A 1,169-nucleotide genomic window follows, 5' to 3' on the forward strand; every position below is an offset into this window, starting at 1 on the left:
CGCATGATCAGGGTCAATTTATCCTGCGCTTGACGCCATGGGTAATAGGGAATGCTCACCAGCGCGGAGTTGGGAATAGGATGCACCGTATGGCCGGGGTATTCGGCAAAATAAGGCGCCTCAAGCCTGACAATCGAGCCGAATACCTTCGCAACGGTGATTCTCGAATACAGATCGACGGCAGGATTCTGCTTCCTCAGCACATACTTGATTTCCACCCGGCCGCCTGCAGCGGCACGCACCACACCATATGGGACATTGTGCGTGACCGTCCTGCCAGCCGTGATGACCCGTTCAAAATCACGATGCACAATCACACCACCGTTGGGCGGGTAGGACCGGAAGTCTATGTCGTACAGACTTCCCGCCGGGGCGATGGCTGCAGAGTTGTGCATCTCGATGAGCAGGTCCTCGCCATTGAGTCGCTCTATATCGATAGTGTCAACGGGGCCATCGGTGATAATGGCCGGGCCCTCTAGCCGCGTACTATCCAGGTTCACCTGCACCTTGGTATCTGCGGACCTGTCCGTCGACGTGTTGCCTACCTGGTCCACCAGTAAAAACCCTACCAACAGGTCGGTGCCGTCGCCCCCTTCCATCAGTTGGTCACGACTGATGTTGAACACGGTTTCGCGGCCAACCCCCGCCACTTGTTGGATGATAAGCACGCTTGCCCAAGAGAAATGGATCATGTCCCGGGCATGCATGTTCGGATAGGGGGCAACTGTCACCGTTACCCCGCGTATGGCATCCGGAGGGTCAACAATCGTGGTCGACAGGGTGAACTTGAGCTCTGAATGCCCTACGCCAGGGAACGGTGGATTATTGTTTCTTCCACCCGGCAGGTCAGTCTTCACCAACACGCTCAAGGTGTAGGAAGCGGCCTCGCCTCCCTCTTTGAAATGCACCACGTACCCCAGTCGCACCTCACCATCAGGAAGATTCTTGTGTTCAATGCTGAAGAAATAATGGTTGGCCGCCTCATCGCCCTCCTTGAGCATCAGGGTTGCCAATTGCAGCATATCGGGCATGCGCACGATATTGATCACATCGCCCGGGCTTGCCAGCCAGTTCCTGTCCACCACCACCGTCAAGCCATACGTCAGCAACCAGAGGCCAACGCCCCCGTCATAGCCAATGACGTTTTGCTTCATACCCGGAATATTGAG

At 56.1% G+C, this 1,169-nt stretch carries 1 pseudogene; it reads right to left on the minus strand.

Features of this window, described 5'->3' with window-relative positions:
• Nucleotides 1-1,169, minus strand: a pseudogene (locus ACODSV_RS36275) (hypothetical protein); the annotation flags it as partial.

This window comes from Pseudomonas sp. FG86 (genome assembly GCF_057808775.1).